Source organism: Hymenobacter ruber (assembly GCF_054783255.1).
Genome location: NZ_BAAGQX010000003.1, coordinates 66,191 through 92,085, shown reverse-complemented (window position 1 = coordinate 92,085; position 25,895 = coordinate 66,191). Strand labels below are relative to the sequence as shown.

Genomic DNA, 25,895 nt, shown 5'->3' with positions numbered 1-25,895 from the left:
AGGCAAAACGATGGTAACGCCGAATTATTTAACCAGTTAGCTACGGGCCCGGCTGAGGCTGGGCGTGCGGCTGGCCTTGCGCTGGGTGGCGGGGCGCTTCACCGTCACGGGGAGCGGGTCGCCGGGCGGGCGGGTTTCCTGGGCCACCCAGGCGTGGATGATTTTCAGGCCTTCGGGCGAGAAAACGGCTTGCTGCACGCCGTTAATCATCGGCCACTGGGCCGGGGCGGGCTGGAATAAGTGGTTGATTCCGTCGAGCTTATACTCCGCCGCCGTGCGCTTGGAGCGGCGCAGGGCCTTGTAGAGCGGCACCATGTTGCGCTTGGCCGAAACCTGCAAATCGGAAGTGCCATTGAGCAGCAGCACCGCGCATTGCACGTTGGGCAGCTTGGCCTGCGGGTCGAAATCAAAAAAATAGCGCGACCACGGCGAGGTGAGCTGCACGGCGCGGGCGCGGGCCATGCTGGCATCGACGCCCATGTTAGCTCCCAGCAGCAGCGAGGCTACTTTAGGACGGGCCACGGCGTTGTCGGGCGTCTGGCGGATGACGTCCACCGTGCGCTGGTACACGTCCTGAGCGGCTTTCACCTGCGAAGGGTCGGCCCCAATCAGGCGCATGATTTCGCCCTGCTGGCGGCGCAATACCTCATTTCCGAGCTGCCCGTAGCCGGCCAACGACACCACAAAAGCCGGCGCGCGGCCCGGCGCGGCGGCGGCCAGCAGCGCCACGTTGGCCCCTTCGCCGTGCCCGAGCAGGCCCACGCGATGCGCAGCCACCAGCTTCTGGCCGCGCAAAAAGGTCATGGCGGCCTGGGCATCGGTCACAAAATCGGCGGTGGTGGCGCTGGCGTAGCTGCCGGTCGATTTGCCCACGCCCCGGTCATCAAAGCGCAGCACGGCGATGCCGTGGCGGGTGAGGTAGTCGGCCAGCTGGCCAAACATGCGGTAGCCGTTCACGTCCACGTCGCGGGTTTGCGGGCCCGAGTCGGACAGCAGCACCACGCCCGCAAACGGCCCCTCGCCGGCCGGGATGGTGAGTGTGCCGCCCATCCGATTTTTAGTAACGGGATTAATGAACGTGACATCGGACTCGCGGTAGGGCGGCGTGGCTTTGAATTTGGTGACGGCCTGCGGCGAAGCCACGGCCCGCGTGAGCACCATGGGAGCCGTCAGGCCGGGCTGCTTCCAGGTGCCGCTGAGGGTGGCACCGTCCTCCAGCACCTTGCCCACGAAACTGCTGCCGGCCTGCTCGATGCGCAGGGTCAGGTTGTTGTCCTTCAGTTCCACTTCGACCGGCATGCGGCTGATGCGCTGCTGGGGCGCATCCAGGGCGGCGTAGTAGGTGCCGTTGGTGAGCGGCACGATGGTGATGATGATGGAAATCTCGCCGCCGAGCAGCTTCAGCGGACCTTTCCATTGGCCGTTGAGCGGGGTGGGTGTGTGGGGAGGAGCCGCAGCCGTGGCAGGCACCTGTGCTATCAAACCCAGAAAAATCAAGGCAGCAAGTAATAATCTTATCATGGAATCAGAATATAAAAAAGGCAGATAACGGGGTTGGAAGGCAAATCAAGGTCGAAAAGTACAACAAATGTTTTTTACTGCCATTGTCATTTTCTATTTATAGCCTTGGGCGCAAATGCCGACGGCCGCTCTTGCAAAGCGGCCGTCGGGGGAACTGAATAAGCCGAACCTTTGAGTGCGCTACTTCTTGGTATGCAGGGTAATCCAGTCGCCAATCACGGTCAATGCGCTGGGCGCAAACGTCTCTTCGATGGTGCCATACTCGGCCGGGTTGCCGGTGGGCGCGGTCTGAAAGAGGTGGTTGAGGCCGGGCAATTCTTTCGTGGTCACGTCGCGGTTGCCGGCGGTTTTCAGGCCGGCGGTGGTGGCGGCCAGGTTGGCGGTGGCGGGCACCTGCCGGTCCTTGCTGCCGCCGAGGGCCAGCACCGGGCACTTCACTTTGGCCAGCGTCTGGGCCGGGCGGTCGGCCAGCAGGTGGCGGTAGTCGGGCGAGGTCAGCATGGCCAGTTGCGGCTCGGCCTGGGCCGCCAGTTGCGGATTGATACCGTTGTAATACGCCAGCAGCTTGGTGCGGGCCTGGGCATTGTCGGGGTTCTGCTGTATAATCTGCGTCATGGTGCGTTGCAGCTTTTCGGTAGTTGCCAGTTGGGCCGCGTCCGAAGTCTGCAGGCGGGCCAGGGCCAGCGACTGCTGCACAATCAACTCATCACCCGGCAGGGCCGGCGAGGCCAGTAGCACCAGAAAATCCGGCCCGGCCGGCTGAATGGCCGCCCCAATGGCTGCCGTGCCGCCCTGGCTGTGGCCGATTACACCCACTTGGTTTTTGCGGATGCCGGGCTGGGCGCGCAGCCACGCCAGTGCGGCCTGGGCATCGGTGGTATAGTCGGCGCTGGTGGTGCCGGCCAGCGTACCGCCGCTCTGGCCCACGCCCCGGTCGTCGAAGCGGAGCACGGCGATGCCGTGGCGGGTGAGGTAGTCGGCCAGCACGGCGAAGGGCTGGTGGCCGAGGATGGTTTCGTTGCGGTCCTCGGGCCCCGAGCCGGTGAGCAGCACCACGGCCGGAAACGGCCCCATGTCGGCGGGCACGGTGTAGGTGCCGGCCAGCGTTATGCCAGCCTTCTCGTTTTTAAAGCTGACTTCGGCCGACTGGTAAGGGAAAGGCGGCTGCGGCGTTTGAGGGCGCGGCGCGGCTGCAGACTTGGTCGTGCCAGCGGCGGCGCGGCTGAGCGTGAGCGGGAACGAGCGCAAGCCCTGCTGCCACTCGCCCTCCAAGCGCTGTCCGTCGGCGGAGCGGCGGCCGGCGAACTGCGCGGCCGGTTGGCGCAGGCGCAGGTACACGCTGTCGGCCGGCGCGGTGAACTGCATTGCCAGTCCGTTAGCGTGTTGGGCCGGGATATCCAGTGTGGCCGTGCGCGGTCCGCCGGCCGGGTCGGTGAGGTGGGCAGTAAATTCCAGCGGCCCGAGTGTGCCCGCCCAGTCGCCGGTGAGGCTGTGCTGGGTGGCCTGAGCGCAGGCGCTGGTGGTAGTAAGCAGCGCGGCAACGGTCGTGCCAAGGAAAAAGCGGGTAAGCGTGTGCATGGCAAGCGGGCTGATGAATGATTATGCAATGTTACGAAGATAATTAGACAAGTTTCTAATTATAGAAAAACAATTTATTCCTGCCTTCGTGCCGGCCGTACCTTCGTACCCACAGCAATTGCCACCTGCCGAAACCTTCCGGCCCCTCTCCGCTGTTAGTTCGTTTATGCCCAAAAAAGACGCTTTGCAGGTTTCGGCCCCCGCCGACAACGCCATTGATAATCTCGACCCCCGCGAATTTATCCTCATCAAAAACGCCCGGGTTCACAACCTCAAAAACCTCAGCGTGGCCCTGCCGCGCAACCAGTTTATCGTCGTCACGGGCCTCTCGGGCTCGGGCAAATCCAGCCTCGCCTTCGATACGCTGTATGCTGAGGGTCAGCGCATGTACGTGGAAAGCCTGAGCAGCTACGCTCGGCAATTTCTGGGCCGCATGGACAAGCCCGACGTGGACTACATCCGGGGCATTTCGCCGGCCATTGCCATCGAGCAGAAGGTCAGCATCAAGAACAACCGCTCGACGGTGGGCACCAGCACCGAGATTTACGACTACCTCAAGCTGCTGTTTGCGCGGGTGGGCAAGACGTTTTCGCCCGTCAGCGGCGAGCAGGTGCGCAAGGATAATGTGGCCGACGTGGTCGATTTCCTGGCCGCCCAGCCGGAGGGAACCAAGGCCATGATTCTGGCCCCCCTGCACCGCCCCGACAAGACGCGGGCCATGAGCAAGGAGCTGGATTTGCTGCTGCAAAAAGGCTACAGCCGCGTGGTGGTGGACGGCGTGACTTCCCAGATTGAAGACCTGATAGGCGAGGGCCAGCCCGAGGTGAAGGGCAACGTGTACATCATGGTGGACCGCGCCGTGCTGCGCCCCGATGATGAAGACCTGCTGTTCCGCCTGTCGGACTCGGTGCAAACCGCATTTTTTGAGGGCCACGGCACTTGCGTGGTGCACCTGAACGGCGACGACGTCCGCACATTCTCCGATAAGTTCGAGCTGGACGGAATGACGTTTGAAGAACCCAGCGTCAACTTTTTCTCCTTCAATAACCCCTACGGCGCTTGCCAGACCTGCGAAGGCTTCGGCTCGGTGCTGGGCATTGACGAGGATTTGGTGATTCCGGATAAGAGCATGACGGTGTACGAAGGCGCCATTGCGCCCTGGCGCACCGAGAAGCAGGGCGAGTGGCTGAAGCCGCTGTTGAAAAATGGCATCCGCTTCGACTTCCCCATTCACCGGCCTTATAATGAGTTGAGCGAAGCCGAGCAGCGCCTGCTCTGGACCGGCAACAAGTTCTTCGACGGCCTCGACAAATACTTCAAATGGGTGGCCGAGCAGACCCACAAAATCCAGTACCGCGTGCTGCAAAGCCGCTACCGGGGCCGCACCACTTGCCCCGACTGCCGCGGCACCCGCCTGCGCAAAGACGCGCAATACGTGCGAATTGACGGGAAAAGCATTGCCGACATCGTGCTGCTGCCCATCTCGGAAGCGCTGAAATTCTTCGAGAATATGGGCCTGAGCGAGCACGACGCCAAAGTGGCCGAGCGCCTCGTGACGGAAATCACCAACCGCCTCGGATACCTCAACCGTGTGGGATTAGGGTATTTGACCTTGAACCGTTTGAGTAACACGCTGAGCGGCGGCGAGAGCCAGCGCATTTCGCTGGCTACGTCGCTGGGCTCGGCGCTGGTGGGCTCGATGTACGTGTTGGATGAACCTAGTATCGGCCTGCACCCCAAGGATGCAGAGCAGCTTATCGGCGTGCTGCGCTCGTTGCAGCAGCTCGGCAACACCGTGGTGGTGGTGGAGCACGAGGAGAAGATGATGGAGGCCGCCGACCAGATTATCGACATCGGCCCCGAAGCCGGCAGCGGCGGCGGCAACCTGATGTTTCAGGGCACAATGGAGCAACTACTACAGGACACCGAAACCTACACCGGTCAGTACCTGAGTGGCCGCATGGAAGTGCCCGTGCCCGCCGTGCGCCGCCCTTGGCGCAACGCGCTGGAGCTAACCGGTGCCCGCGAAAACAACCTAAAAAACGTGAGCGTGAAGCTGCCGCTGGGCGTAATGACCGTCGTCACCGGCGTATCCGGCTCGGGCAAATCCACGCTCATCAAGCGCATTCTGGCCCCGGCCCTGATGAAGATGCTGGGCGGCGGCGCGGGCGAAAGCACCGGCAAATTCGACCGCCTCACCGGCGTGAACGGGCAGGTGACGCATGTTGAGTTCGTGGACCAGAACCCCATCGGCAAGTCGTCGCGCTCGAATCCGGTGACTTACGTGAAGGCCTACGATGCCATTCGGACGCTGTTTTCGGAGCAGCCGCTGGCCAAGGCGCGGGGCCTGAAGCCGTCGCACTTCTCCTTCAACGTGGACGGCGGGCGCTGCGAAGTATGCCAGGGCGAAGGCCAGGTAAAAATCGAGATGCAGTTCATGGCCGACATTTACCTGACCTGCGAGGGCTGCGGCGGCCACAAGTTCAAGCAGGACATTCTGGAAATCAAGTTCCAGGACAAAGGCATTGACGAGGTGCTGGAAATGACGGTTTCGGATGCCGTTCAGTTCTTCCAGAGCCAGCCCAAAGTGGCCGAGCGCCTCAAGCCGCTGGAAGACGTGGGCCTGGGCTACATCCGCCTCGGGCAGTCGGCCAACACGCTGAGCGGCGGCGAGGCCCAGCGCGTGAAGCTGGCCAGCTTCCTCACCAAAGGCGCTACGCTTCAGCAGGATAAAATCCTGTTCATCTTCGACGAGCCCAGCACCGGCTTGCACTTCCACGATATTGCCAAGCTGCTGGGCGCGCTGAATGCGCTTATCGAACAGGGCAATTCTGTCCTCATCATCGAGCACAACATCGACATCATCAAGTGTGCCGACTGGATTATCGACCTCGGTCCTGAAGGCGGCCTCAACGGCGGCCACCTACTCTTCGAAGGCACGCCCGAAGACATGGTGCAGCTGAAAGACACCAATCACACGGCCCGTTTTCTAGCGGAAAAGGTTTCCTAAGCTGTTGGTAGCAAAACAACTGAATACCCGGCCCAACTGTACTATCGCAGTTGGGCCGGTTTGTTAAGCAGGAAGCGGCCAACGCGTTGGCCGGCAATGCTATGGCTGCGAGCTGCCGCGCGTGAATCGGAGCCGGCTAAAAAACGTAGAACCATGCGCAAAGATTAACATGCGCAAAGATTAATACGTAAGTTCGCCGCCCCTCTCACCCCACCCCGTGATTATGCCCACCGCTACAACGCCTCCGGACCACTACGCTGCCGCTAATCGGTCGGGCACGGGCCGGGCCTGGCGCTGGCTAACGGCTTTGGCCATCGTCGGCAACATTGCCCTCAACTATTATTCGAATACCCATCCATTCGCCGGGCAAACGATGGGCATGGTTTCGGCCAAGTACCCCACACTGCTCACGCCGGCGGGCTACGCATTCAGCATCTGGGGACTGATTTTTCTGGCCCTGACCATCTATGCGGTGTGGCAGCTGCTGCCGGCTCAGCAACGGCTTTCGCTGCCCGATGCCCTGGCTAAGCCGCTCATTCTGGCCAATATTGCCACGGGCGCCTGGGTGGTTTTGTTTGCTTACGAGCTGATTTTGCCCAGCCTGGGCGTAATGCTGCTTATTCTTGCCTGCCTGGTGGTGGCGTATGGGCGGGCGCGACGGCGCATTTTCGCGGGGGCGGCCCCGGCGCTGGCGGGCGTGCCGTTGTCGCTGTATTTGGGCTGGATTTCGGTGGCTTCGGTTATTAATATCACCATTGGGCTGCGGCAGCTGGGCTGGCAAACGGCCGAAGGCGCTACGGTTACGCTCACGCTGGGACTGATTTTCGTGGTAGTCGCATTGGGGCTGATTATGAGCCGGGTATTCCGCGATATGGTGTTCCCGCTGGTGGTGGCCTGGGCGTTGGTAGCCGTGTGGGTGGTGCGGCTGCGCGAAGTGCCCGAACTGGGCTGGGCCGCGCTGATTGGCGCTACCGTGGTGGCCATCGCAGGCTTCGTACTCTCGCGGCTGGGCGGCCGCAAAACGCCCTGGCAGGTGCGCGACGAAGCCGCCGCCGCCGCCGAGGCCGAGATTGCGGCCCGTAACGCCATGCGCGCCACGGAGTAGCCGTGTGGCACGGCGTGGGTACGCAGCCGGCGGTTTGGCCCGTAGCTTTGTGGCTAGTCCCAACCCCCATACCTGACCCGCTCGATTATGCGCCAAAAACTTGTTGCCGGCAACTGGAAAATGAACCTGACCTACCCCGAGGCCTTGGCCCTGGTAGGCGAAATCACCAGCCTGGCCGGCGAAGCTGGCGACGCTAATGCGCCCACCGTCGTCATTTGCCCGCCGTTTCCGTTCCTGCACGGCGTGGGCCAGCAACTGCCCCAATCCTCCAATTTTCACCTCGGCGCCCAGAACTGCCACCAAAAAGAAAGCGGTGCTTTCACCGGCGAAGTTTCGGCTAAAATGCTGGCTTCGGTGGGCTGCGAATACGTGATTCTGGGCCATTCGGAGCGTCGCCAGTATTTCCGCGAAGACGATGAATTGCTGGGCCAGAAGCTGAAAGCCGCCCTGGCCGCCGGCCTCAAGCCCATCTTCTGCGTGGGCGAGTCACTGGACACCCGCGAGGCCGACGAGACGTTTAGCTACATTGGCAAGCAGCTCACCGACGGCCTGTTCCACCTCAGCAACGAGGAGTTTGCCCAAGTGGTAATTGCCTACGAGCCCATCTGGGCCATTGGCACGGGCCGCACCGCCACCAGCGCTCAGGCGCAGGAAGTGCATGCCTTCATCCGCGAGCAGATTGCCCGCGCCTACGACGCCCAGGCCGCCCTCGATACCACCATTCTCTACGGCGGCTCGGCCAACGCGCAGAACGCCAAAGAGCTGTTTTCGCAGCCCGACGTGGACGGCGGCCTCATCGGCGGTGCGGCCCTGAAAGCGGCCGACTTCACGACGATTATCCGCTCGTTTTAAGCAGGGTTGAAATTTTAGGGTTGAGTGTTGGGTTGAATGCACAACTCGGCATTGCATTTGACATTCTGCGCTCAACCCTCAACCTTCAAAACGCAACTACTTCCGAATGCTTTCCTTCATCCTCACCCTCCTGCTGGCCCTGCTGCCCGCCAAAAGCCCGGCCGCCGGCCCGCTGGAGCCGTGCAAAATATTCGGCTCGGTGTACCTCGAAACCGACCCCGGGCGGCGCAGCTACTGCTACGGTACGGTGTACGTAGAGCCGGAAGAAGCCTTTGCCGATGTGCTGATTTTCAAGGAGAACAACAAGCTGTTTGCCGATAAGGCCGGCCTGTGGGCCGATGCGCCCGCCCGCGACTTTGCCGACTACGTGCTGCTGGTCGTCACGGACCGCAGCCGCGCCGATTTCAGCATTCACTACACCACAGTGCGCTCCTTCGCCGGCTGCAAGACCAATTAGGGGAGTTAAGGGTTGAGAGTTAAAAGTCAGGAGTTGAAAACGGTAAATGCCGTCAATTCAAAGCTTTTGAATCACACTTGTCAACTCTTAACTCCTGACTCTTAACTCATAACTAAACGAAGTGGATTTTATTGAACTGACCGTCGAAGCCCCGCGCGAGCTGGCCGACATTCTGGTGGCCGAGCTGGCCGAAGTGGGTTTCGACACCTTTGAGGACACCGACGAAGGCTTCCGCGCCTACACCACCGAGGATATTTTCAATCCTGATGCGGTGGCCGAAGTCATGAGCCGCTACGAGGGCCAGGGCGAACTCAGCCACTCGCACCGCGTCATCACCCGGCAGAACTGGAACGCCGAGTGGGAGAAGAACTTCCAGCCCCTCATCATCGCCGACCGCGTGTCGGTGCGCGCGCCTTTCCACCCCGAGCCGGCCGGCGTCGACTACGACATTGTGATAATGCCGCGCATGTCGTTCGGCACGGGCCACCACGAAACCACGGCGCTGATGATTGAAAACCAACTCGATGTGGACCACAAAGGCCTGCGCGTGCTGGACATGGGCACCGGCACCGGCATTCTGGCCATCATGGCCGAAATGCTGGGCGCCCGGCAGGTGCTGGCCGTCGACACCGAGCCCTGGACCGTGGAAAACGCCCGCGACAACGCCGCTGAAAACAACTACCACGGCATCGAGTGCCGCCTGGGCGGCGTGGAAACTCTTGCCAACGAGGAGCCGTTCGACCTCATCCTAGCCAACATCAACCGCAACGTGCTGCTGGAAGACATGCACGAATACGCCCGCCTGCTGCCCAGCGGCCGGCCCATTCTGTTCAGCGGCTTCTACGAGGAAGACCTGCCCAAAATCCAGGCCGAGGCCAGCAAGCACGGCTTGCGCTACCAACGCCACCGCACGCTGCGCAGCTGGGTGTCGGCCGTGTTCGAGAAGGAATAGGGAGAGTGATACGAAAAGAGCGTCCTGCTTCGGTGCCGAAGCAGGACGTTTTGCGTTTGGGCGGGACGGGCAGAGTGTCAGGAAAGCTGAATGACATCGTTCCCGGCAACGATTGCGCGAATAAAAAGGGCCTTGGCGGCATATTACGGGCCATTGCGGCCGTAATATTATCATACGGAATTACCTGCCTACTGCTACCACTGCGGAGCTGTAGGCTTGGACTATTTCTTAATCGGACTCCCAAATTTCCCGCAATGACTTCTCTCGCCGCTCGTTTTTCTTCGCTTCATTTTGCATCCGGCCGGCAGGCAGCGCGGGTTGGCCTCGGGCTGCTGGCCACGGTGGCTGGCCTGGCTGTTAGCGCACCGGTGCAGGCGCAGCAGTTGTCCTTTCCAGGCGTGGAAGGGGCGGGGCGGTTTGTGAGCGGCGGCCGGGGCCGGGCGGCCACGCCCACCACGGTGTATGAGGTGACGAGCCTGGCCGATACCAACACACAGGGCACGCTACGCTATGCGCTGAGCCAGTCGAGTTCAGTGGCGCCGTACCGCACCATTGTGTTTCGGGTGTGCGGCACCATTCACCTCACGGCGCGGCTAAACATTCCGCGCAACACCACCATCGCGGGCCAGACCGCGCCCGGCGACGGCATTTGCCTGGCCGACCGGCAGGTATCGGTGAGTGGCGACAACGTGATTGTGCGCTTTGTGCGCTTCCGCCTCGGCGACCAGTACCAGAAGCTGGTGGATGCCAACGGCAACCCCCTGAATGGCAGCGGCGACGACGACGCCTTCAGCATGCAGGAGCGCAAAAACATTGTCATCGACCACTGCACCATGAGCTGGAGCGACGACGAAGCCTTCACGTTCTACGGCGCGGCCACCGACTCGATGACCCTGCAATGGAACCTGATTTCGGAGCCGTTGAACTACTCTTACCACTTTGAAACGGGTGATACTGACTACGAGCGCCACGGCTACGGCGGCATCTGGGGCGGCCGGCGGGCCTCGTTTCACCACAACTTGTTTGCGCACTGCAACAGCCGTACCCCGCGCTGGAACGGCACCCGCTACGGCGCGGCCATCGGCTCGGAGAACTGCGATTTTCGCAACAACGTCATCTATGACTGGGGCTCCAACAACGTGTACGGCGGCGAGGGCGGCAACTACAACATGGTGAACAACTACTACAAGTCGGGGCCGGCCACATCGTCCGGTGCCCGCTTTAAAGTGGTGAATCCCTATAAGCAGACTTCGGCCCCGCTACTGCCCTACGCCCAGGTTTACCTGGCCGGCAACTACGTGGACGGCAGCCCCGCCGTGACCAATGCCAACTGGAAAGGGGCCACCATGCAGGGCGGCACTCTGGCCGATACCGTGCAGTCGAAAGCCCTGACGCCGTTTAACATTGCGCCCCTCAATACCCAAACTGCCCAGGCCGCCTACGCTTCGGTGTTGCAGGGCGTGGGCTGCATTCTGCCCGTGCGCGATGCGCTGGACCAACGTATTATCAACGACGTGCAGAACCGCACCGGCGGCATTATCGACGTGCAGGGCGGCTTCCCGCACGGCACGCCCTACAGCACCTCGCAAGTAGCCTGGCCCGTACTGAGCTGCGGCCCCGCGCCTGCCGACTCGGACCACGACGGCATGACCGACGCCTACGAAGCCGCCAATGGCCTCAACCCCAACAACGCCGCCGACCGCCAGACCATCGCCGCCAACGGCTACACCAATCTCGAAAACTACCTCAACGGCCTCGTGGCCGTGGCAACGGCCACCAAGCCCACCGGTGCGGTACTGGAGCCCCTGCACCTGTTTCCGAACCCTGCCGCCGAGCAGCTGACTGTGGAGCACCCCCGCTCCGGCGCTGAAGCCCGCCTCACGGTCTACAATTTTGTGGGCCAGCGCGTGGCCACATTCACGCCCGCCGTGGGCGGCATTTCGACACCCGTTAGCCTCGGCAATCTGGCCAAAGGCAACTACCTGCTGGTGTACACCGATGCCAACGTGAGCCTCACCGCTAAGTGCGCGCACGAGTAAGCACTGCGTTAACCTGACATAAAAAAGGCCTGCTGAATATTCAGCAGGCCTTTTTTATGTTTCTGAATTTCTATTTTACCAGCTTCGGTACTGGGCTTGAGGACTCGCGCACCACTAGCGTGGTGGGCAGCTTCATCACGCTGGGGCCGGTGCTTTTGTGCTTGCGCTCGATGAGCTCGATGAGCCGCTCGGCGGCGAGCTGGCCGATTTCCTGGGCCGGCTGGGTCACGGTGCTCAGCGGCGGGTTCAGGAGATGGGCCGACTGCGAGTTGGTGAAGCTGAGCAGCGCCATTTCGCCGGGTACGTCGATGCCGCGCTGGCGCAAGGCCCCCAAAGTGCCTAGAGCCAGCCGGTCGCTGGCCGTGAAGAAGGCATCGGGGGGCGAGGACAGGGCCAGAAGCTCATCCACGAGGGTGCCGGCCTCATCGGGGCCAAAAGTGCCGTAACGCACCAGGTTTTCATCGAAGGGCACACCGTATTGCTCCAAGGCGGCGCGGTAGCCGGCCAGCCGCTCCTGCGCAATGCTGAGGTAGAGCGGAATGGTGAGGTGGGCAATGCGCCGTCGGCCGGTTTGCAGCAGGTGCGAGGTGGCGGCGTAGGCCCCGCCAAAGTTGTCGGCTACCACCTGGGTCACATCCAGTCCGGCCGCCACGCGGTCGAACAGCACCAGCGGCATGCCCTGGTCGACCAGCGCCTTGAGGTGCTTCACATCGGAGGTTTCGCTGGACAGTGAGAGCAGCAGGCCGTCGACACGGCGCGACACGGCCTGCTGCACGTTGGCCACTTCGCGCTCGTAGCTCTCGTGGGTTTGGAAGATGATGACGTGGTAGCCGCGGTTGTAGGCAATGGCCTCGATGCCGTTGATGGCCTGCGAAAAGAAGTTGTTCGCAATCTGGGGCACGATGACGGCGATGGCCTTGCTGCTGCTCCCCTTCAGGCTAAGGGCGATGGGGTTGGGCCGGTAGTTGAGGCGCTCGGCATATTCCATCACCAGCCGCTTGGTTTCGGGGCTGATTTCGTAGCTGTCGCGCAGGGCCCGCGACACGGTCGACGTCGACAGGTTCAGGGCGTGCGCAATATCCTTGATGGTGACGGGGTCCAAGCGCGTAGGGTAAGGAAGTACAAGTATCGGCCGCAGCCGCCAGAGCCAACGGCCCCCGGCTAACTACCGGATTTTCGGGCCGAATGGTTCCCTGATTGGGCAAGCATCCGGCTTGCCGGCAAACCCGCCCCGGTCTTGGCTGCCAGCCAATGAGCGTGGCGGCCGCCGCCGGGTGGGCACTCAGGAAATCTTCAGCAGGCCAAATCTATAACAAGAGTATCGATTTTCTGGCCGAGGTGCAGCTAAAACCCCGGTAGTAGAACTCCTGATGCAGCTGGCGGCACCCGAAACCAGGCCGAGAAGTAGGCCGGGCTTCATGTCGTCGCCATCTTTGTGCGGTAATCTAGTGGTTGGCCCGTGCGTGTGGGCCAGCGGTTTTCGACTGAATTCAACTATGAAAGTAGTGCGTGTGCAAAAAGGAGTGCTGGCCGCCGGGCTGGCCGTTGCCATTGGCCTCACCGCGTTTCGGCTGCGCCCGCCCGAAGACGGGCTGCTGCCGCGCATAGCCCGGCAGGTGGCCGAGTTCTACACCGCCGCCCGGCAGGAAAAAGTGTACCTGCACCTCGACCGCCCGGTGTACGGCACCGGCGAAACCATCTGGTTCAGTGCCTACGTGGTGGATGCGTCCCGGCACGAGCTCGACTCGCTCAACCAAGTGCTGCACGTCGATTTGCTCTCGCCCGAGCGCCAAGTGGTAGCCCGCCGCACCCTGCGCCTGCAGGGTGGCCGCGCCGCCGGCGACCTCGACATTGCCGACACCCTGGCCGCTGGCACCTACGTGCTGCGGGCCTACACCAACTGGATGCGCAACGCCGGCGACGAGTTCGTGTACAGCCGCCGGCTGAGTGTGTGGCCGGCCTCGCCCATTGGCTCGGAGCCCCGCGCGGCTGCGGCGCCCACCACAGCCTTCGCCCGCGCCCGCGCCGCCGCGGCCGCCCGTCCCGACGTGCAGTTTATGCCCGAAGGTGGCTACCTGGTGGAGGGCCTGCCCGCCGTGGTGGCCTGCAAAGCCACCGATGCCAGCGGCCGAGGCCTCGACGTGCGCGGCCAGATTCTGAATGAGAAAAATGCCGTGGTGGTGCCCACCTTCAGCAGCCGTCACGCAGGCATGGGGCGTTTTGCCTTCGTCCCCGGCACCGGCCAGCGCTACCACGCCCACTTCACCATGCCCGACGGCAGCACCGCCGACTACCCCCTGCCCGCCGTGCAACCCACCGGCTACACCTTGCACGTGGTGGACGGTGGCGAAAACTTTCTGGTAGAAGCCCGCTACCGGGGCGTGGGCGGTGCACCCGCGCCCGGCCCCGTGCAGCTGATGACCCAGGTGCGCGGCGTGGTGGCCTACCCCGGCCCCCGCACCTTAGCCGGCGATGTACCCGCTGCCTGGCGCATGCCCAAGAAAAACTACCCGAATGGCATCGTCCACTTCACCCTGTTCGATGCGGAAGGCACGCCGCAGTGCGAGCGGCTGGCTTTTGCTCAGAACGGCCCGGTCGGGCTGCGCATCAGCATCACCCCCGACCAACTCAGCTACGGGCCGCACGCGCCGGTGCAGCTGGCCGTGCGCGTGACCGATGCCGCCGGCCAGCCGGTAGCCACCAATTTCTCGCTCGGCGTGAGCGACGCTGGCCTCAGCGCCCTTGACCCCAATGCCGAAACCATTGCCTCAAACCTGCTGCTGACCTCCGACCTGGTGGGCTACGTGGAGAACCCCGGCTACTACTTCCGCAGCCCCACGGCCGGCACCAACCAGGCCCTCGATGACCTGCTGCTGACCCAGGGCTGGCGGCGCTTTGTGTGGAAGCAGGTACTGGCTGGCCAGCCGCCGGTGGTGCGCTTCGGTCCTGAGCACGACCTGAGCCTAGTGGGCCAGGTCGTGAGCGAGCACGGCAACCGCCCCATTCCCAACAGCCAGCTCACCTTCCTGCAAACGCGGCCTTCCAAAAACATTACCACCGGCACCACTAACGCCGACGGCCGCTTCAGTTTTGTGGGCATTCCGGTGGTCGACACGGCCGTTATCACGATCCAGGCGCGGCGGTCGCAGGGTGGCAGCAACGTACTTATCCGGCCCGATGAAGGCCCTGCCATTCCCGCCCAGGTACTGCCGCCGCTGCCCTCGCTGGCGGCGGCCCCGGCCGGGGTGGCAGCCTTTGTGCGCCGCAGCCGCCAGGCCCAGTCCGCCGAGCTCGACCTGCACCCCGAGCGCGCCGCTATGCGCACTGTGACTCTGGGCAACGTGGCCGTGACAGCAAAGCGCATTAAAATCCCTGCCGACGACCCGCGCCGTCTCTACGGGGCCACGGGCGGCACCGTGGTCGACTTTACCGATATTCCGTCGGCGCAATCGGGCCTGAGCGTGCTACAGATTTTGCAGGGACGCGTGGCTGGCCTCGTCATCACGGGCCAAGCCCCCAACTTATCGGTTCAGATTCGGAACGTGGGCACGCCGCTCTTTATTCTGGACGGGCAGCGGGTCGACATCGACTTCATTGCCAACATGCCGGCCAACGACGTCGAATCGGTGGAGGTGTTCAAAGGAGCCGAGGCGGCCATTTTTGGGGGCAGCGGCGCGGGCGGGGCCATTGCCATCTACACCAAACGCGCCGACCCCAACTACAAGGGCGCCGACAAAGGCCCCGCGCCGGGCATTGCCATTGTGAAGATGCCCGGTTTCTCCGAGGCGCGCGAGTTCTACCAGCCCCGCTATAATGCCCTGCTCACCAACCCGCCCGCCGACCCGCGCACCAGCACCCTGTACTGGAACCCCATCGTGCGCACCAACGCCAAGGGCGAGGCTGAGCTACACTTTTTCACGGCTGATGGCAGTGGCACCTTCCAGGCCATAGCCGAGGGCTTGAGCCTAGACGGCGCGCCCGCCATGGGCAGCGGCACGCTCACTGTGAAAGGGAAGTAAACCCCGGTGACAAGGGAAATCCGCTGGGTTGCGGAAGCATTTGCTCGGGCTCACCCTCTCCAATGTAAGCAAAAAGCTCTGCCGGAAACTCCAGCAGGGCTTTTTGCTTGATAGAAGTGATAAAATGAAGGAGCAAGTAACTCGCCCGCCAGATGCTTGGTCGGCGGGGCCAGCAATACTCAAAACCAGGCGACTGACATGCTTAGTGCGAATTGGGCTAAAACAAAAAAGGCCTGCCGTATTCGGCAGGCCTTTTTTCATGTTTTTCGGACTGACTATTCGCGCACAAAGCGACGCGTGGTGGTGCCATCGGCCGTGCGGCCTTGCAGCACATACACGCCCGCGGGCAGCGCCGTGAGGTCGAGCACCGCGTGCTGGTCGCCGGCGGCTACATTCCGCACCAGCACTCGCTGCCCGAGGGCATTAAGCACCGACAGTTCCAGCGCCTTGGTGGGAGCCGTGAGGGCTACCTGCAGCAGGCCGGTAGTGGGGTTGGGGTAGAGGCTAAGCTCCGGGCCATTCGCAGCCGAACGGGCGGCCGTCACGGTTACCGTCGTCGAAGCCGAGAAGGAAGAGGTGCAGCCGGCGGCATTGGTCGTGGTCACGGTGTAGGAGCCGTTGCGCGTGCCGGAGTTGACGAGGTAAGTCTGGGCCGTAGCGCCGGGTATCAGCACATTGTTCAGGTAGAACTGGTTACCGGTGGTGGCGCTCGACGTGAGCGTGATGCCCGTGGCCGGCGTGCCCGAAACCGTGATGGTGGGCGTAGCCGGCACCGCGTTTATCGTCACCGAGCGGGTGCTGCTGGCCGAGCAGGTGCCGGCCACCGTGTACATCACGGTGTAGGTGCCGGCCGTGGACGTCGCGGGCGTGATGGCCCCGGTGCTGGCGTTAATAGTCAGGCCCGTGGTGGACGTGAACGTACCGCCCGTAGCGCCCGTCACGGTGGGCGTGGCGGCCGTAGCATTGGCGCAGTAAGCCGCGTTGGCGTAAGTGAAGGCCGCCGACGGTACCGGAGCAATGGTTACGGTAGCGGTGCTGGTCACGGCCGCGCAACCGCCGCTGGCCGCCACGGTGTTGGTCACCGTGTAGGTGCCGGGCGTGGAGGTCGAAAGCGTGATGGTGCCATTGGCGGCAATGCTCAGGCCCGTAGTCGAGCTAAAGGTGCCGGCCGTAGCGCCCGTGCTCAGCGTGGGGCTGGGGTTGGTGGTGCTGCTCACGCAGAAAGTGGGCGTAGCGCCGTAGCTGAAGCCAGCCGTTTGCGGGGCGGTGATGGTGACGGTGGTGCCGCCGGTCACGGCTGCGCAGCCGCCGCTGGCGGCCACGGTGTTGGTGACGAAGTAGGTGCCGGGGGTGGAAGTCGAAGGCGTGATGGCGCCGTTGGCCGCGATGGTCAGGCCCGTGGCCGGGTTCACCGTGACGGTGCCCAGCGTGCTGCCCGTGCCGATGCCCAGCGCCACGCTGCCCGTGGTGGTGGTGCAGTAGCTGCTGGCCCCGTAGCCGATGTTGGCCGTGGCCGGCGCCGTAATGGTTACGGTAGCGGTGCTGGTCACGGCCGCGCAGCCGCCGCTGGCGGCCACCGTGTTGGTTACGGTGTAGGTGCCAGGGGTAGAAGTGGAAGGCGTAATCGCGCCCGTCGTGGCATTCAGCGTGAGGCCGGTGGTCGACGTGAAAGTGCCGGCCGTGCTGCCCGTGCCGAGGCTCACCGCCACGGCACCCGTAGCGGAAGTACAGTAGCTCGTGGCCGCGTAGCTGAAGCCTGTTGTAGCCGGAGCCGTAATAGTTACGGTAGAAGTAGCGGTAGCAGCCGAGCAGCCATTAGCGGCCGCAATGCTGTTGGTCACCGTGTAGGTGCCGGGCGTGGACGAAGCCAGCGTAATGGCCCCGGTGGTGGCGTTAATCGTGAGGCCCGTCGTGGACGTGAACGTGCCGGCGCTGCTGCCCGTGGGGAAAGTTGGCACCGGAGCAGTAGTACCCGAAGTGCAATACGAAGCCGTGGGGTAGCTGAAAGTTGCTGAAGGCGCATTGGTCAGCGTGACCGTGGCGGTGCTGCTGCTGGCGCAGGTGCCGGCCACACTGTAGGTCACGGTGTAGGTGCCGGGCGTGCTGCCGCTGAGCGTGATGGTGCCCGTGGTGGCATTAATGGCCAAGCCCGAGGTCGATGAGAATGTGCCCCCCGTGGTGCCCGTTACCGTGGCCGTAGGGTTGGTGCCGCTCAGGCAGAACGTCGAGCCACTGTAGGCAAACGCTGCCGAAGTCCCGGTATTGATGGTAACGGTAGCCGTGGAGGTAGCCGCCGCGCAGCCGCCGCTGGCCGCCACCGTATTGGTTACGGTGTAGGTGCCGGCCGTGGAAGTAGAAGGTGTGATGGCCCCCGTCGTAGCATTCAACGTCAGGCCCGTAGTAGAGCTGAAAGTGCCCGCCGTAGCGCCCGTGGCTAAGGTGGCCGCCACTGTGCCTGTTGCGCTGGTGCAGTAGGCAGCCGTCGGGTAGCTGAAGCCGGCCGTCTGGGGTGCGGTGATGGTGACGGTGGTGCCGCCGGTCACGGCTGCGCAGCCGCCGCTGGCGGCCACGGTGTTGGTGACGAAGTAGGTGCCGGGGGTGGAAGTTGAAGGCGTGATGGCGCCGTTGGCCGCGATGGTCAGGCCCGTGGCCGGGTTCACCGTGACGGTGCCCAGCGTGCTGCCCGTGCCGATGCCCAGCACCACGCTGCCCGTGGTGGTGGTGCAGTAGCTGCTCGCCCCGTAGCCGATATTAGCCGTTGGCTGAGCTGTAATGGTTACCGTGGTGGTAGCCGTGGCCGCCGCGCAGGAGCCCGAAGCTGCTACGGTGTTGGTCACTGTGTAGGTGCCGGCCGTAGAGGTCGAGGGCGTGATAGCGCCAGTAGCGGCATCAATGGTCAGACCCGTGGTCGAAGTGAAGGTGCCGGCGCTGCTACCCGTGGCAAGTACCACCGGCTGGCTGGTCGTCACCGTGCGGCAGTAGGCCGTGGCTCCGTAGCTGAAGGTAGCCGACTGCGAACCCGATACCGAGACGGTAGCCGTGCTGCTGCAAGTGGCGCTTACCGTGTAGGTTACGGTGTAGGTGCCGGGCGTGGTGCTGCTGAGCGTGATAGTACCGGTCGTAGCATCAATAGTCAGTCCTGCAGTGGAAGAGAACGTGCCGCCAGTGGTACCCGTCACCGTCGGCGTGGGGTTGGTGCCGCTGGCGCAGTACGAGGCATTGCTGTAGCTGAACGCGGCGTTGCACGCCACGGCGGAAGAGGCCGTTACCGAGAAATCGTCAATGGCCAGGCCGTCATCAGCTCCGCTCACATCAAAGTCAACGAAACGAATGTAGAAGGTCGCCCCCGCCGGAATGCTCAGCCCCGTAATGGTGCCGGTAACGGCGGTGCGGTTGGCCGCGTCGTTGCCATCGTATCCCGTGCTGGTGGTCACGTTGTTTACCGGGCCCACGTAGTCCAGGGTATTCACATCCGTGAAAGTGCCGGTGGTGAGGGATGTGGCATCGGTGCTGTACTGGAAGTCGAGGCGGTCGGAAGCGCCCCGGGCGGGGTTTGAGCCTGCCAGCCGATAGGTTTCGCCGGTGTAGCTCACCGCCAAGCTGGTGACGGTAGCGCCCGTGGTGTTGGTGAAAGCAAAGCCAAACTGAGCAGCCAGGCTACCGCTGCGCACACTGCCAAAAGCCCGGTCGGTGGTGGCAGTGGTGCCGCTCCCGTAGCTGTACGTATCGCCGGTGCCCGAGCTGCCCGAGCCCGTGGAGGTGATGGTGATGGCCGTGTACGTGTTGTTGGCCGTGGTGCCGGTGCCCACATTGGTTTCCACAAAGCCGAAGCCCGCCGGCACCGTCGAGCCGGTGCCCGTATTGACCAGGGTGTTAAAATCCTGCGTGTAGGCCGTAGTACCCAAGCTGATGGGCGTAATGGCAGTGGGGGTTTGAACCTGACCCCACGCTAGGCCGGGCAGCAGGAGCGAAAGACAGGTGAGCACCCGGGGAGTAGCTCGGCGGAAAAAGCCAGCCCGGCGGGATGCTTTGGCCCTGGTGGAAACGGGTATTTGTTGTAGCATGTACGGTGGGAATTGAATGGTGGAAACGAAGTGAAAAGGTAAAACAACAGCGAAGTATCAAATAATCAGGCCGTAAAAAAAGAAAGGCCGGACTAATACTTGTGCAATCGTTCCCGGTAATGACGCCAGGAAGCGGTGGTTGTGCTTTATAGTCTTTGATTAACAGGTTGTTGCGATAATAGCGATAGTCGCAGTATTGCCATTTGCCCCAAAAAGCAAAAGCGCCTCCAGTCAACCCGGAGACGCTTTGCAATACCGAAGCAGTTGCGTGCTATTCTTTGGTGATGCGGGCGCTGCTGCGCTGGCCACCGTCGGCGTACTCTACCAGATAGAGGCCGCGGCTCAGGCTGCTCAGGTCCACGGCCGTTTCAGTGGTGCCGGGCTGGGCGCTAAAGCTGGCCACGCGGGCTCCGGTGGTGCTAAATACCGTCACGCGGGCATCGCGGCTGGCGGCGGTGTGGGGCACGTTCAGGCGATTCTGCACGGGGTTGGGGTAGGCAGCCAAGCTGGTGCTAGCCAAGCCTGCACGAGTGGACAAGGCCACTTGCTGGCTTTTGAGAGCCAGGTTGCGCATCAAAGCATAACGACCGACGCTGCTGCTGCTGCAGCTCAAGTAAATGCGCACGGTCAGCGTCTGGCCGGGGGCAATGGTGACGCCGGTTGCGCCGTTCAGCGGAATGGCGTAGCGCAGGTTGTTGGGGGTAGCCGCAGCGCCTCCGGTGGGCAGCGCAATCGAAGGTGTTACCTGGAAGGTATTGAAAAGGGTGGTGCCGTTGGCTGCTCCTACAGTGGTGCCCGAGGGAGTGCGGGCACTACCAGTAGCTTCCGTCGAATCAGCGGGGGAAGTGAAGCCGTTCTTCGAATACACAACCCCTACGTTGGTGCCGCTGGTGGTGCTCAGAAAGGCCAGGTTCATTACTACGGAGTCGGCGCGGAGCGTGGTGCCGGCCGGTGCGGTAGCCGTCACCTGCACGCTGAAGTAGCGGCGCAGCGTGCTGCCAGTACCCCCAGCAGTGGTCGACCAGCCGCCGCCATCGGCTGAGGGGGCGAAGGCCATGCCGTACAGCGAGCTAAAGGGCTTGGGTGGCGCGGCTGCCGTGCCGTTTGAGAGCACAAACTTGCGCAGCGTGACGCTGCTGGCTGCCATGGTGCTTGGCGAGCGGAGCGCTGCGCTATCCTGAGCATTGGCCTTCAGCGACCAGAATTTGAACACCGGCGTGGTTTGAGCCGCTGCTTGTTGCGTCAGGCCAAGGCCGCCAGCCAGGAGTAAGGCAGGGAGTAAAAGATTTTTCATATTGAATGAGCAGGTGAAAATGAAAGGATACAAAAGCAAAGTACAAGCCGCCTTCAATTCGAGCTGAAAATACGGTTTTTGTTGATGCAAGCTGGTTACTTATAAGGTAAAACACAAGCAACCGGCTGCCTTTAGTTGCGCAATCGTTGCCGGGAACGTTATCAACCCACGACGGCGAAGGAAGGCCGACCGGCTTTAAACCAAGTTGCGGTTGGACTAGGCGGTTTTTACTCGCTGGAATTGGCCGATGCGAGAACGTTCCCGGCAACGATTGCGCAAAAAAAAGCGCTTGAGCGGGTGAGAACAGGGGAGTAGCGGTCGGGAAGGGGCCTAATATTGTATAGGGCGATACTGCCCGCGGGGCCTGTTTTGGGCCCATGTCACTCTTTCCTTTGCTCCGATGAAATCAACTTTGGTCGCGCTGCTGGCCGGGCTGGGCACCTGCCTCACGGCAGCCTTTCGCCCGGCCGATGCCCCGAAAACGCAGATTTTCCTGGTCGGCGATTCCACCATGGCCGATAAGGCCGACCTCAGCAAGCCCGAGCGCGGCTGGGGCATGGAATTCGGCCAGTATTTCGACGGCGGCGTGGTTATCCGCAACACCGCCATGAACGGCCGCAGCACCAAAAGCTTCCTGCGCGAAGGCCGCTGGGCCAAAGTGGTACAGGACCTCAAGCCCGGCGACTGGGTGTTCATCCAGTTCGGCCACAACGACGAGAAGGTGGAGGACAGCACTCGCTCGGCTCCGGCCCAGACGCTGTACCGCCAGCTCCTCACCAAATTTGTGCAGGAGGCCAAAGCCAAAGGCGCGAACCCGGTACTGCTCACGCCGGTGGGCCGCCGCTACTTCGACGATGCCGGCAAGCGCAAGGACGACCACGGCGAATACCCCGGCGTGGTGCGCGAAGTAGCCAAAACCCAGAAAGTGCCGCTCATTGACCTGCACGAAAAAAGCTGGGCCATGTACTCGGCCATGGGCGAAACCGGCACCCGCCCGCTGTTCTGGAGCTACCAGAATGGCTACTACCAGCCCAACCCCGTGCCGCCCGCCAAGAACGATAACACCCATTTTTCGGAGTACGGCGCCACCCGTGTGGCCCAGATTGTGGCCGAAGACGTGCAAACGCAGCACCTCGCATTGGCCAGCCACCTCGCCCACACTCCGTTCGATGGCAAGCTGGCCGCCGACCTGCCCGTGGTGCTGCAAACTGCCTTTAAAAAGGATACTTTCAACCTGACTAAATACGGCGCGGTGGCCGACGGCCAGACCCTGAATACCGAAGCATTCCGCAAGGCCATTGACGCCTGCGCCGTGGGCGGTGGCACCGTGCTGGTGCCGCGTGGTCTGTGGCTCACCGGCCCCATCGTGTTGAAAAGCAATGTGAACCTGCACCTGGCCACCGGCGCGCTCGTACAGTTCACGGCCGACCGCAGCCAGTACCCGCTCATCAAAACCACCTGGGAAGGGGAGGAGGCCATCCGCAGCCAGGCCCCGATTTCGGGCGTGGACCTGACCAATATTGCCGTCACCGGCAACGGCACGTTTGACGGCGCGGGCGATGCCTGGCGGCCCGTGAAAAAGAACAAGCTCAACGAGAGCCAGTGGCAAAAGCTGGTGGCCTCGGGCGGCGTGCTCAATGACAAGAAGGACTACTGGTACCCCTCGGCCGCTTCGCTGAAAGGCAATATGCTGGCGGCGGCCGGGACCCCGCGCAAGAGCCTGAATCCGGCTGATTTTGATGATATCCGGGATTTCCTGCGGCCCAACATGCTCAGCCTCACGCGCTGCAAGCAGGTGCTGCTGGAGAGTTTCACCATTCAGAACTCGCCGGCTTGGACTATCCACCCGCTGCTGTGCGAAGACATCACCGTGCGCAACGTGACGGCCCGCAACCCCTGGTACGGCCAGAACACCGACGCTATTGACCTCGAATCCTGCCGCAACGGCCTGGTGGAAGGCTGCACGTTTGATGTGGGCGACGACGGCCTGTGCATCAAATCGGGCCGCGACGAGGAAGGCCGTAAGCGCGGCGTGCCCACCGAAAACTTCATCATTCGCGACTGCAAGGTGTACCATGCCCACGGCGGCTTCGTGATTGGCTCCGAGATGTCGGGCGGCGTGCGCAACATGTACGTGAGCAACTGCACCTTCATCGGCACCGACGTGGGCCTGCGCTTCAAAACGGCTCGGGGCCGCGGCGGCGTGGTCGAGAACATCTTCGTGGACGGCGTGGACATGACCGACATTGCCGGCGAGGCCGTGCTGTTCGATATGTACTACGCGGCCAAAGACCCCGTGCCGCTGGCCGGTGAAAGCACCGCGCCGCCCGTCATCGCCGCCAAGCCGCTGAACGAAGGCACGCCGCAGTTCAAAAATTTCCGCATTCGCAACATCACCTGCAAGGGCGCCACCACGGGCATTCTGGTGCGCGGCCTGCCCGAGATGAGCATCAAGGACATCAGCATTGAAAACGCGGTGCTGGAAAGCAAAAAAGGCCTGCTGTGCCAGGAAGCTGAGAACATTCGCCTGAAAAACGTGACGCTGCTCTCCACCGAAACCTCGCCTGTGATGGAAGTGCAGAACAGCCGCAACATCACCCTCGACGGCATCCGCTACGCCAACGGTGCGGAGCTGCTCCTGCGCGTGACCGGCGACCGCAGCAAGGATATTCGCCTGGTGAATACCAACACCAAGCTGGCGAAAAAGGACGTGCAACTGGGCGACAAAGTGGCCAAGAAAACGGTCAGTGTCGCGCAGCGGTAATTATTTCCCGCAGTGTGCGCAGTGATAAAAATGCAGTGTTCCGCAGTGGACGGTTGAACGACACTGCGAACCACTGCATTTTTATCACTGCGCACACTGCGGGAAAGCTTATTTGACATAAAATCAAAATGATGAAAAAGATTCTTCTGCCACTGCTGGCGCTGTTAGCTGAAACCGCCACCGCCCAAACGGCGCGGCCGGCCGCCTACTCCCAGCGCATGGCCGATGCCTTCATGACCTGGCACCCCGATTCGATGGTCATCGGCAAGAACAAAATGGCCGGCTGGGGCTACGAGCAGGGCTTGATGATGTACGCCATGGAGCGCATCTGGGAGCGCACCGGCGACGCCAAATACTTCAGCTACATCAAGAAAAACCTCGACTACTCGGTGCAGGCCGATGGTAGCATCATCCGGTACAAGCAGGAGGATTTCAACCTCGATAACATGGCCACCGGCCGCGCCTTGCTGCTGCTGAGCCAGATGTCGGTGCCCGGTAATGAGAAGTACATCAAGGCGGTGCAGTACCTGCGCAAGCAGCTCGACGGCCAGCCGCGCACTAAGGAAGGCGGCTTCTGGCACAAGAAAATCTACACCAACCAGATGTGGCTCGATGGCCTGTACATGGCCGAGCCGTTCTACGCCAACTACAGCCAGGTTTTCAACCAAGCCGCCGGCTTTGATGACGTGGCCAAGCAGTTTGCCCTCATCGAAAAGCATTTGGTGGACCCCAAAACCGGCTTGCTCTACCACGGCTACGACGAAAGCAAGGAGCAAGCCTGGGCCAATAAAACCACCGGCCAGAGCCCCAACTTCTGGGACCGCGGCATTGGCTGGTACGGCATGGCGCTGGTCGACGTGCTCGACTATTTCCCCGCCAACCACCCGCAGCGGCCCATGCTCATCAAGGCCCTGCAACGCTTGGCCCCCGCGCTGGCCAAGTACCAGGACCCCAAAACCGGCACCTGGAGCCTCGTGATGGGCCAGGAAGGCCGCAAGGGCAACTACGCCGAAGCCTCCGGCAGCAGCATGTTCGTCTACGCGCTGGCTAAGGGCGTGCGGCTGGGCTACCTCGATAAAAAATACGCCGAAGTGGCTAAGAAGGGCTACGACGGCCTGCTGAAAACCTTCGTGGAAACCGAGCCCAGCGGCGCGCTGGCTTTCAACGGTACGGTGAGCGTGGGCGGGCTGGGCGGCAAGCCCTACCGCGACGGTTCGTTTGAATACTACCTCACCGAGCCGCTGCGCAAGAACGATTTGAAGGGCGTCGGCCCCTTCATTCTGGCCAGCACGGAGATGGAAATTGCGGCCGAAGACAAGCTCGGCCAGGGCAAAACCGTGGGCCTGGACTATTACTTCAACCACGAGATGCGCAAAAGCCCCGTGACGGGCGAGCAGGAGCAGTGGCACTACACCTGGGAGGAGCGCACCCACGGCGGCTTTTGGCTGTGGGGCAACCAGTTCCGCGAGCTGGGCGCTAAGACGGTAGCTGTGCCCGCGGCTCCTACCGCCGCCAGCCTCAAGCCCCTGAGCGTGTACATCATCGTCGACCCGGACTCGCGCAAGGAGTCGCCGAAGCCCAACTACGTGCAGCCCGCCGACAGCAAGGCCATCACTGAATGGGTGAAAGGCGGCGGCACCCTCGTGCTCCTCGCCAACGACACCGCCAACTGCGAAATCAAGCACTTCAACGAGCTGGCCAAAAACTTCGGCGTGCAGTTCACCAACCAGAGCGTGAACATGGTGCAGGGCTCGCAGTTCGAACAGGGCAAAGTGGATTTGACCTCCGGCAAAGCCGTGTTCAAAAATGCCACTGCGGCCTACGTCAAGGAGCTTTCGGTGCTGTCGGTGGCGGCCCCGGCCCAGCCGCTGGTCACCAACAACGGCAAGGTCATCATGGCCACGGCCCGCTTGGGCAAGGGCAAAGTCTTCGTCCTCGGCGACCCGTGGCTGTACAACGAGTACACCGACGGCCGCAAAATCCCGGCTTCATTCGAGAATTTCCAGGCCGGAAAGAACTTGGCCACCTGGTTGCTGGGCAAGTAAGCAGATTACCACCTAGTTAAATACCAACAAAAAAGACTGGGCCTGCCCGGTCTTTTTTGTTGAGTGCCCCACCGGCACCGATAGCCGCACGCACCGTGGCAAAACGCAACCTGTAAATACTTTACACAACCGATTGTGTAGCCTTGGCGCTGCTCCTAGGCATTTATTTGAGAAAATACTTTCAGAAGCGGTTTT

At 62.4% G+C, this 25,895-nt stretch carries 14 protein-coding genes; 9 read left to right on the top strand and 5 right to left on the bottom strand.

Features of this window, described 5'->3' with window-relative positions; translation table 11 throughout:
- Window positions 1–36: 36 nt before the first annotated feature.
- Window positions 37–1,521: an alpha/beta hydrolase family protein gene (locus ACYVM5_RS07460; protein WP_460617514.1), complete on the bottom strand. Its 1,485-nt coding sequence runs from the start codon at window positions 1,519–1,521 to the stop codon at window positions 37–39.
- A gap of 180 nt (window positions 1,522–1,701) precedes the next feature.
- Window positions 1,702–3,099: an alpha/beta hydrolase family protein gene (locus tag ACYVM5_RS07455; RefSeq protein WP_460617513.1), complete on the bottom strand. Its 1,398-nt coding sequence runs from the start codon at window positions 3,097–3,099 to the stop codon at window positions 1,702–1,704.
- Window positions 3,100–3,265: 166 nt separating this feature from the next.
- Between ACYVM5_RS07455 and uvrA the strand changes: the two genes are divergently transcribed.
- The 6 genes from uvrA to ACYVM5_RS07425 all read left to right on the top strand — a co-directional run bounded on the left by uvrA (window position 3,266) and on the right by ACYVM5_RS07425 (window position 11,514).
- Window positions 3,266–6,109, top strand: a complete 2,844-nt coding sequence (gene uvrA / locus ACYVM5_RS07450) for an excinuclease ABC subunit UvrA (protein ID WP_460617512.1) — start codon at window positions 3,266–3,268, stop codon at window positions 6,107–6,109.
- A gap of 223 nt (window positions 6,110–6,332) precedes the next feature.
- Window positions 6,333–7,214, top strand: coding sequence for a hypothetical protein (locus ACYVM5_RS07445; protein WP_460617511.1), 882 nt, complete (start codon window positions 6,333–6,335; stop codon window positions 7,212–7,214).
- Window positions 7,215–7,301: 87 nt separating this feature from the next.
- Complete coding sequence (gene tpiA / locus ACYVM5_RS07440) at window positions 7,302–8,066, top strand: triose-phosphate isomerase family protein (RefSeq protein ID WP_460617510.1); 765 nt, start codon at window positions 7,302–7,304, stop codon at window positions 8,064–8,066.
- A 106-nt stretch (window positions 8,067–8,172) separates the two neighbouring features.
- Complete coding sequence (locus tag ACYVM5_RS07435) at window positions 8,173–8,523, top strand: DUF6150 family protein (RefSeq protein WP_460617509.1); 351 nt, start codon at window positions 8,173–8,175, stop codon at window positions 8,521–8,523.
- A gap of 121 nt (window positions 8,524–8,644) precedes the next feature.
- Complete coding sequence (gene prmA / locus ACYVM5_RS07430; RefSeq protein WP_460617508.1) at window positions 8,645–9,475, top strand: 50S ribosomal protein L11 methyltransferase; 831 nt, start codon at window positions 8,645–8,647, stop codon at window positions 9,473–9,475.
- Between the two features lie 254 nt (window positions 9,476–9,729).
- On the top strand, window positions 9,730–11,514 hold the full coding sequence (locus tag ACYVM5_RS07425; protein ID WP_460617507.1) for a T9SS type A sorting domain-containing protein: 1,785 nt from the start codon (window positions 9,730–9,732) through the stop codon (window positions 11,512–11,514).
- Between the two features lie 70 nt (window positions 11,515–11,584).
- Here the strand turns inward: ACYVM5_RS07425 and ACYVM5_RS07420 are convergent, their stop codons facing one another.
- Entirely contained in the window at window positions 11,585–12,616 is a 1,032-nt protein-coding gene (locus ACYVM5_RS07420) for a LacI family DNA-binding transcriptional regulator (protein ID WP_460617506.1), read from the bottom strand.
- 394 nt (window positions 12,617–13,010) lie between these two features.
- On the opposite strand from ACYVM5_RS07420, the gene ACYVM5_RS07415 reads away from it, so the two are divergent.
- Window positions 13,011–15,533, top strand: coding sequence for a TonB-dependent receptor plug domain-containing protein (locus tag ACYVM5_RS07415; protein ID WP_460617505.1), 2,523 nt, complete (start codon window positions 13,011–13,013; stop codon window positions 15,531–15,533).
- A gap of 275 nt (window positions 15,534–15,808) precedes the next feature.
- On the opposite strand, the gene ACYVM5_RS07410 is transcribed toward ACYVM5_RS07415, so the two are convergent.
- Both ACYVM5_RS07410 and ACYVM5_RS07405 read right to left on the bottom strand, forming a co-directional pair.
- Window positions 15,809–19,519, bottom strand: coding sequence for a beta strand repeat-containing protein (locus tag ACYVM5_RS07410; RefSeq protein WP_460617504.1), 3,711 nt, complete (start codon window positions 19,517–19,519; stop codon window positions 15,809–15,811).
- Window positions 19,520–19,868: 349 nt separating this feature from the next.
- Window positions 19,869–20,891, bottom strand: coding sequence for a T9SS type A sorting domain-containing protein (locus tag ACYVM5_RS07405; protein ID WP_460617503.1), 1,023 nt, complete (start codon window positions 20,889–20,891; stop codon window positions 19,869–19,871).
- Window positions 20,892–21,291: 400 nt separating this feature from the next.
- Between ACYVM5_RS07405 and ACYVM5_RS07400 the strand changes: the two genes are divergently transcribed.
- A complete protein-coding gene (locus ACYVM5_RS07400; RefSeq protein WP_460617502.1) occupies window positions 21,292–23,655 on the top strand; it encodes a glycosyl hydrolase family 28 protein in 2,364 nt (787 codons plus the stop codon).
- A 128-nt stretch (window positions 23,656–23,783) separates the two neighbouring features.
- Window positions 23,784–25,700 carry a glycoside hydrolase family 88 protein gene (locus ACYVM5_RS07395; protein WP_460617501.1) on the top strand — a complete coding sequence of 639 codons (1,917 nt, stop codon included), beginning with the start codon at window positions 23,784–23,786 and terminating at the stop codon, window positions 25,698–25,700.
- The last annotated feature ends 195 nt before the right edge of the window (window positions 25,701–25,895 follow it).